At 61.0% G+C, this 4,509-nt stretch carries 3 protein-coding genes; all 3 read left to right on the forward strand.

Annotated elements, in window-relative coordinates; all coding sequences use genetic code 11:
* Positions 1–428 precede the first annotated feature (428 nt).
* The 3 genes from B2828_RS05740 (at position 429) to B2828_RS05750 (ending at position 4,057) form a co-directional block, all read left to right on the forward strand.
* A complete protein-coding gene (locus B2828_RS05740; protein WP_479632742.1) occupies positions 429–1,928 on the forward strand; it encodes an ammonium transporter in 1,500 nt (499 codons plus the stop codon).
* Positions 1,929–2,201: 273 nt separating this feature from the next.
* Positions 2,202–3,677 (forward strand): ammonium transporter, encoded by a 1,476-nt coding sequence (locus B2828_RS05745; protein WP_479632743.1) that lies wholly within the window; start codon positions 2,202–2,204, stop codon positions 3,675–3,677.
* A gap of 41 nt (positions 3,678–3,718) precedes the next feature.
* Positions 3,719–4,057 carry a P-II family nitrogen regulator gene (locus B2828_RS05750; RefSeq protein WP_479632744.1) on the forward strand — a complete coding sequence of 113 codons (339 nt, stop codon included), beginning with the start codon at positions 3,719–3,721 and terminating at the stop codon, positions 4,055–4,057.
* Positions 4,058–4,509: the final 452 nt, after the last annotated feature.

The raw sequence follows: 4,509 nt of genomic DNA on the forward strand, positions 1-4,509 counted from the left end.
AGGAGAGTTGCTCCCGGCCATATGGAATATAGCCCGGAAACGGCAATAGAGTTTCGGCTATTGCCAGCCGTTTTCTACGGGGTTACTAAGTCCCGGCTGGCTCTCGCCAGCTAGTGGGAAAAATGCGCCGCTGAAAAAGCAAAGTAAAGGCGAATCGCGGTGGTGCTCCCAAGCGAAGCGTGTGCGCAAATAACTCCATGTTGTGTCTAAAAATAGCCAAAACGCCACTATTTGGCGTTATTTAGACATTCTTAATGCTGGTATTTGATCTCTCTGAATAAAAATATTCACATTTTTACAGAGAGAGCCGTTTTGCGTTCAGGGAAACCCGTATTCTGGCATAGCGGGTGCTAAAGGCTCCCCCCTGCCCATCGCGAGGGCTCCTTCTTCCCGCGCGGCGGGTCAAACCACCCAACCAAACCACTCGAATGAACACCCGTCTCTCGCGACTGGCGTGCGCGGCGGCATTGGCTTTTTTTGCCCTTGCTCCTCGCCCGGCGGCCGCCGTCGAACCCTCACCGACCCCCACCGTCGAGCAGCGTCTCGCGGCCATGGAGGCCTACTTTCAGAACACCGATCCCGCCCTCGCCCTCGTCGACGCCCATGGCCGGAAAATCGACGGCCTCACCACCCCAGCCGTAGGGGTTCCCGGCCCCGGCCATAACACCTGGGTCATGGTCTCCGCCGCCTTCGTTCTCTTTATGACCCTGCCCGGCCTGGCCATCTTCTACGGCGGCCTCGTGCGGCGAAAAAACGTCCTCTCCATCCTTGCCCAATGCCTCGGCGTCACCTCGCTTGTCACCGTCCTCTGGTGGGCCGTGGGGTATTCCCTCTGCTTCGCTCCCGGCGGCCATTCGTTCCTGGGCACCATCTACGGCGGGCTCGACTTCGCCTTCCTGCGCGGCGTCACCTCTACCCCGAACCCGTGCTACTCCGCCTGGGTCTCGCAGAACGTCTTTTCGATGTTCCAGCTGATGTTCGCCATCATCACCCCGGCCTTGATTGTTGGGGCCGTCGCCGAGCGGATGCGCTTTCAGGCGATCCTGACCTTCGTTGGCATCTGGATGTTCCTCGTCTACTTCCCCATTACCCACATGGCCTGGGGCTCCGATGGCCTCTTTAACGGCGTCTGGAACTCGAAGGCCCCCATCCGCGCCATCGACTTCGCGGGCGGCACTGTCGTCGAAATGGCCTCCGGCTGGAGCTCGCTCATCCTCTGCCTCATCGTGGGCCGCCGGATCAACTACGGCAAAGAGCTCTTTGCCCCGCACAGCATGGTCTTTTGTATGGTCGGCGCCGGGATGCTCTGGGTCGGCTGGTACGGCTTTAACGCCGGGAGCGCCCTGGCTGCCGACGGCGTCGCCTCCAACGCCTTCCTGACCACCACGCTCGCCGGAGCCGTCGCCAGCGGCACCTGGGCGCTGGCCGAGTGGATCGTGCGCGGCAAGGCGAGCGTCTTGGGCTTCTGCTCGGGCATCGTCGCGGGCTTGGTCGCCATCACGCCCGCGTGCGGCTTTGTGGACGCCTCGGGCGCGATCGTCATCGGCCTGCTGGGCGGGCTCCTGCCGTTCTTCGCTGTCTATAAATTAAAGGCGTGGCTAAAATACGACGATTCACTGGATGTTTTTGGCGTCCACGGCGTCGCGGGCACCTTGGGCATGCTGCTCACCGGCCTCCTCGCCGACGGCACCGCCAACCCGAACCTCCTCGGCAGCGCCGCCCGAGCCAACGGCCTCGCGCACCTGGTCGGCAACGGCCTCTGGCTCGAACAGCTCAAGGCCATGGGGATCACCTTTGCCATCGCCACCGTCGGCACCGCGCTGGCCGCCGCGGCTGTGCGCGCCTTGATGCCCGTGCGCATCGCCCCCGAGGAAGAAGATTCCGGCCTCGATCTCTCTGAGCACGGCGAGGAAGGCTACATCCTATAAGCCCTGTATAACGGCTGATAATAAAGGACTGCTTTATTTCAGCCACCCATGTATAAAAAGCATCACCATAGCAGCCGGTGATGCTTTTTATACACACTGAAGATGGCTTCCGGGGCGGTGGGGGAAGGCGTGCCGGGAAACTTCTACCAGAGTAACCAGATCTTTTTTTGATCCTACTCGGTGTTTGGCATGGCCGTTGCTTATGGCCCACAACGCAAGCGCATTCACTCCTCTCACGGTGGATGCGTTTAAAAACCGAACATCACAACCACAATGTACAAACTCAAACACCTCCTCTCACGTCTGGTGTGCCTAGGTGCCATCGCCGCTCTCACGGCCGGTGCCTCCATCACCGCGTTCGCTGAAGAAAGTGCCGCTCCCGCCGCCACCCCCGTCCCCACGCTCGAACAACGCGTGGCCGGGCTCGAAGCTTATATCAACAACACCGACCCGAGTGCCGCTCTTAAGAACGACAAGGGGGAAATCCCCGAGGGTCTGACGATGCCCACCGTCGGCGTTCCCGGGCCTGGCCACAATGCCTGGCTTATGACCAGCTCCGCCCTGGTGCTCTTCATGACGCTCCCCGGTCTGGCGCTCTTCTACGGCGGCCTCGTTCGCCGTAAGAACATCCTCTCCGTCCTCGCCCAGCACTTGGGCATCGCCGGAATGGTCACCATTCTTTGGTGGGCCGTAGGCTACAGCCTCGCCTTCGGGCCGGGCAACGCCTTCATCGGCGACCTCTCCAACGCCCTGCTCCACGGCATTGATCCGGCCAAGTCCGGCGCCGGAAGCAAGTGGATCTCCGACAGCACCTGGGTCATCTTCCAGCTGACTTTCGCCATCATCACCCCGGCCCTCATCCTCGGCGCCATCGCCGAGCGCATGAAGTTTAGCGCCGTGCTCCTCTTCATCGGTATCTGGATGTTCGTCGTTTACTTCCCGCTCGCCCACATGGTGTGGTCTGGCACCGGGTTCCTCAACGGCTTTAACCCCGCCGCTGGCATCAAGGCCATCGACTTCGCGGGCGGCACCGTCGTCCACATGTCCTCGGGCTGGAGCGCTCTGGTGCTCTGCATCATCCTTGGCAAGCGCATCGGGTTCGGCAAAGAGAACATGGCGCCTCACTCCATGGTGCTTTGCATGGTTGGTACCGGCATCCTGTGGGTTGGCTGGTACGGGTTTAACGCCGGTTCCGCTCTCGCGGCCGACAGCGTTGCCTCCAATGCCTTCCTGACCACCACCCTCGCCGCGGGCACTGCCAGCTTCGTCTGGGCCATGGCTGAGTGGGCCCTCCGCGGCAAACCCTCCGTCCTCGGCTTCTGCTCGGGCGTTGTGGCTGGCTTGGTCGTCATCACTCCCGCCGCTGGCTTCGTTAACAGCACCGGCGCGGTGATCATCGGCGTGGCCGCTGGCATCGTTCCCTTCCTTGCGGTTTCCTACCTCAAGAAGATCCTCGGCTATGACGACGCTCTCGACACCTTCGGCGTTCACGGCGTTGGCGGAACCATGGGTGCCATCCTGACTGGCGTCCTGGCCGATCCGAGCGTCAACTCCGGCATCAAAGACCTCACCACGGGCCTTGTTTTCGAACAGCTCAAATCCGTCGGCTTCACCCTGGTTCTCTCGGTGGTCGGCACCACGATCATCGCCCTAGTCGTCAAGGCCGTCATCGGTCTGCGTCCCTCGCCGGAAGTCGAGACCGCTGGCCTCGATGTCTCCGAACACGGCGAAGAAGGCTACATTCTCTAAAACCACAACCCAGGAGTACCTAGTTTAGGGAAACTTAAAACATGAAAAAAATCGAAGCCATCATCAAACCCTTCAAGCTCGAGGAAGTCAAAGAAGCCCTCTCCGAGCTGGGGATCGAAGGCATGACGGTAACCGAAGTCAAAGGCTTCGGACGCCAGAAGGGCCACACGGAAATCTATCGTGGCAGTGAGTACACGGTGGATTTCCTTCCCAAGATCAAGCTTGAGATCGTGATCACGGACGACCTCGTTGACGCCGCCGCTGACGCGGTCGTGAAGGCTGCCAAGACCGGTAAGATCGGCGACGGCAAGATCTTCATCTCGGCCATCGAGGAAGCGGTTCGTATCCGCACGGAAGAGACCGGCGACAAGGCCGTGTAATTCCGCTCCGGGGAGCGATTCCTCGGAATATTCCATAGAATGACAATGCGGCGGGGGAGTATACCCACTCTCCCGCCGCTTTTCCGTGCCCGGATGCCGCTATCGGGCCGCGCCGCTCTTTGGTGGGCGGTTTTCGGCATGGATGGATAAAAATATTCACTCCGCTGGCGGGAAATGAATCCGGGTAGGTGCAAATGCCCCTGGCGCTTAGGGGAAACCTCTGTAGCCTGGTCAATTTTTCCGGGTGGCACGCCAGTTGCTATAGGCTCGAAGCGTGGTTTGACCTGCCCGGCTCGGTTGCTTAGTGGTTTGGGCAACCGGGCCGGGGACCCCCAGCGTGACGCTGGACCTTTTACGCGCTACCGCGCGATAGCGTCGGCTTACGCGCGCCGCTTCGGAAAGGGCGCTTATTTTCCGTCCCGGCTCAGCGCCGAGGGCGCATGGCCAGCCTG

It is taken from the genome of Spartobacteria bacterium UBA695, from assembly GCA_002298145.1.
Taxonomy (GTDB): domain Bacteria; phylum Verrucomicrobiota; class Verrucomicrobiia; order Chthoniobacterales; family Chthoniobacteraceae; genus UBA695.